This window comes from Streptomyces sp. LS1784 (assembly GCF_020103755.1).
In the GTDB taxonomy this organism is placed as follows: Bacteria; Actinomycetota; Actinomycetes; order Streptomycetales; family Streptomycetaceae; genus Kitasatospora.
In genome coordinates this window covers 1-2,970 of the sequence record NZ_JAHSQD010000785.1, presented here as the reverse complement: position 1 = coordinate 2,970, position 2,970 = coordinate 1, and the positions used below count along the sequence as shown (strand labels likewise).

Annotated in this window: 5 protein-coding genes; 2 read left to right on the top strand and 3 right to left on the bottom strand. The window is 68.4% G+C overall.

Features of this window, described 5'->3' with window-relative positions; all coding sequences use genetic code 11:
* Positions 1-128: 128 nt before the first annotated feature.
* The 3 genes from KS423_RS42335 to KS423_RS42325 form a co-directional block, all read right to left on the bottom strand.
* Positions 129-557, bottom strand: a complete 429-nt coding sequence (locus KS423_RS42335) for a hypothetical protein (RefSeq protein ID WP_224285029.1) — start codon at positions 555-557, stop codon at positions 129-131.
* Between the two features lie 268 nt (positions 558-825).
* Positions 826-1,305, bottom strand: coding sequence for a hypothetical protein (locus KS423_RS42330; RefSeq protein WP_224285028.1), 480 nt, complete (start codon positions 1,303-1,305; stop codon positions 826-828).
* Positions 1,306-1,514: 209 nt separating this feature from the next.
* Positions 1,515-1,886, bottom strand: coding sequence for a hypothetical protein (locus tag KS423_RS42325; RefSeq protein ID WP_224285027.1), 372 nt, complete (start codon positions 1,884-1,886; stop codon positions 1,515-1,517).
* A gap of 262 nt (positions 1,887-2,148) precedes the next feature.
* On the opposite strand from KS423_RS42325, the gene KS423_RS42315 reads away from it, so the two are divergent.
* Positions 2,149-2,661: a DUF1877 domain-containing protein gene (locus KS423_RS42315; RefSeq protein ID WP_224285026.1), complete on the top strand. Its 513-nt coding sequence runs from the start codon at positions 2,149-2,151 to the stop codon at positions 2,659-2,661.
* Positions 2,662-2,819: 158 nt separating this feature from the next.
* Positions 2,820-2,970, top strand: a 151-nt coding sequence (locus KS423_RS42310) for a transposase (protein ID WP_224280696.1), incomplete at its 3' end; no start/stop codon positions are given.

Below are 2,970 nucleotides of genomic sequence, written 5' to 3'. Positions count from 1 at the left end.
GCCGGGCCCGGGGCCGTTGCAGGGGCCGCTGTCGGGGCCGGCTCGGCCGCCGAGGCGGCCTGGGCCGGCAGCACGCACAGCAGCGCGAGGGCCGTGGCCGCCGCTCTGGTGAGCAACACGGTCACGACTCAGTCGATCTTGTCGTGGCTGGACGAGACGATGCGGTACTGGCCCGAGGAGTAGTCGTAGGAGACGTAGGCGGTCCAGTAGTCGCCGCTGACCGCCGCGGTGCCGGTGACGTACGAGGTGCCGCTCCCGTAGGCCCACTGCCAGTCCACGTAGTTGTTGAGGCCGATGACGCCGGGGTCCTGCTTGTAGAGGCCGACCCAGTCGTACTTGCCGACGTTGAAGGGCGGGTTCCAGTTGATCTGGATGTAGCCGCCGTTCTTGGTCGCCCAGCTCGTGGGCGAGTCCCCGGACTGGAGCGAGCTCTGTACCTGCTGGACGCCGGTCGGCACCGCCGCCGACGCGGTGGCCGAGCCCGCGAGGGGCAGCGCGACGGCCATCGCCAGGGCCGCGACGGCCGCGACGCGGGTGCGGAAGGGGATTGCGGACATGGGAGTCCTCCTGGATCGTCTGCCGGCGCCCCGAACCGGTGGGCGCCGGTGTCCGTGACCGGACTCCGACAACGGTCGTGGACGCTGGCAGACGATCAGTCAACACGCATGTCAGCGCGGCGATTAGTGCCCCAACGACATCGAAGTAGACGCCCGATGGACACCGATCCGGAAGACAGGCCCTACGGCTCCAGCCGGTGCGGCCCCCGGAACAGGAACGTCGCTTCCCGGATCGACCACCCGGTGCGACGCTGCAGCCGGAGCATGTTCACCCAGCCGTAGACAGTGACCGTCTCGCCGACGCGTGCACGTGTCGGCAGTGCCCGGGGCTGTTTCCTAGGCAGGCCCGTCCAGGGGGTGGCCCTCCCATGCCGGTTGCGGCTGCGGGGGCTTGGATCCGGTCGATCGTCGTGCGGGCGATCCCGGTCGCACGGTGCAGGTCACTGGGCCGCATACTGGCGGCCAGTGCACCGAGGACCAGGACGTTGCGCGCGTTGTCCAGCCGGACCTTTTCCTCGCCGCCGGTCGGGTGCTCGCTCCGCCAGGCCTCGGCCGCGATCCGCGCCCAGTGGGTCCTCTCCTGGCCGTCGCGGACCGGGTCTGCGAAGTGCTGGCAGCAGCGGGACCCGGGTCCCGCCGGGGCGGGTTCGACGCAGTCGGTGTGGCCGCACAGGTCGACGATGGTCGGGCTTTCCTCGCGCTCGCCGACGGCCAGTCGGTAGGTATCGTGCCAGACCTCGTAGCGCATGGTCACGACGAAGCCGCGGCGGGGGCGCGGACGTAGCGTAGCGCGGCGATGGCGTCGGCGGCCTGTTCGGCGGGCCGTGGGGCGGCCTGACGGGGCGCCTGTGCGGCCTGGTTGGGTCCGGGACGGCGGTCGGGCCTGCCCGGGGCGGTTGCTGGCGGCAATGCCGTTGCTTCAAGGCGGTGGCTACTACCGGCGCGCCGAATTGGTGGTCAGCTGGTCTGGCACGGCACACCGGGGTGCGGGTTGCTTCCGTTGGCGAGCACGAGGAGCGCGCTCACCGCCACGATCCCGGTCAGCATGGCGAGCGTCATCAGCCCGAAGCGTTTCATCGGAGGCTGGTACCGGGTGGAACGGTACATCCAGATCGCGAACGTTGCTCCTACGGCCAGCAGGAGGAAGGGGGAGCCGAACAGCAGGAACTGCAGCGTCATTGCATCGCCCGTGGCATGAACGCCTCCGGTGCAACTTGCCCATCGGCGGCTGATGACGGCAACAGAGCTCCCGGCGCCGAGCAGTGCCAGCAGCACACCGAGGCACCCGGTGCCGACGACAGCTCGATCCTGGCCTTCATCGTCGTTCACGACGGCCCTCACCTCCTGTTCCCTGGGCCCGGATGATTGGACGCAGGCGGTCGCCCGCCCGGTTGCCGAGAAGAGGGCGCCCGTAGCCCCGGCCACGGCGTCGCCGAGTCGCTCCTGGACCGGCTGATCGATACCAGCCACCAGGTCATCATGAACGGCCCCAGCTACCGGCCCAACAAGCGACCCAAGAACCCCATTGACAGGACCGACGGGCCCCAATGAAGGCGGCAAATCCGGTGGACAGCGTCGGGATACTGTCGTCATGGCCGTCACCCAGCAACTTGCCCGAGTCTCGGCGGAGTATCTCGCCGCCTGCCGTCAGTCAGCCGAAGAATCACCCGACGGAGATCATCACTGGGATCCGCCGTCCGCGGACTGTCTGGATCTGGACTGGGCACCGGACATGCTGGAGCGTGCCTGCGAACTGACGCGACTCGACGCTGTTCACCTGGAGGCGCTCAAGCGCGCGACCGATGGCGACTGCGGCATCGATCTGGACTTCCTCAACGCGAACCCGCATGCAATCGCCTTCTTCAGCAACTCCACCCCGACGGCCCTGTGCCCAGACGCAGTTGCCCAGGTGTCGGCACTGCTCGGAGAGATCGACATGCAGGCGATCCTCCAGTCGGTCCTGGAAAGCGGCGCGGAATCCAAGCTTGGCTACGGGTTCATCGGCGATCCAACGAAGTACCTGCTGGGCCACTTCGATGCGCTATGTGGGTTCTACACAGAGGCGGTCCGCAGGGGCCTTCTCGTCGTGCTGTGGTGGGACTGACCCAGTAGGCCTCCTCGATCAGCCGACAGCAGTGACCGGGATGGCCGGCTCATGCCAGCGAGCAGGCCCTGGGGAATAACCGCACCAGGATGACGCCAGACCGACCCCTACTGCCTCTAGGCCGTGTCCTGCCGATCAGTTGAGTCGTTGATACGACTATGGGGAGTAGGGGTGATCTGACCGACAGTCAATGGGAGCGGCTCCGGCCGCTGCTGCCGGTGAGCAACGGGCGTTGTGGCAGGTGGCGGGACCACCGGCAGGTCATCGACGGCATCCTGTACCGGACCCGGACAGGCGTGCCGTGGCGGG

What these genes read in the sequence shown, in the direction of transcription:
- KS423_RS42315 (WP_224285026.1), top strand. Translation starts at nt 2,149, where the DNA reads ATGGCCGTCACCCAGCAACTTGCCCGAGTCTCGGCGGAGTATCTCGCC.
- KS423_RS42335 (WP_224285029.1), bottom strand. Translation starts at nt 557, where the DNA reads ATGTCCGCAATCCCCTTCCGCACCCGCGTCGCGGCCGTCGCGGCCCTG.
- KS423_RS42330 (WP_224285028.1), bottom strand. Translation starts at nt 1,305, where the DNA reads ATGCGCTACGAGGTCTGGCACGATACCTACCGACTGGCCGTCGGCGAG.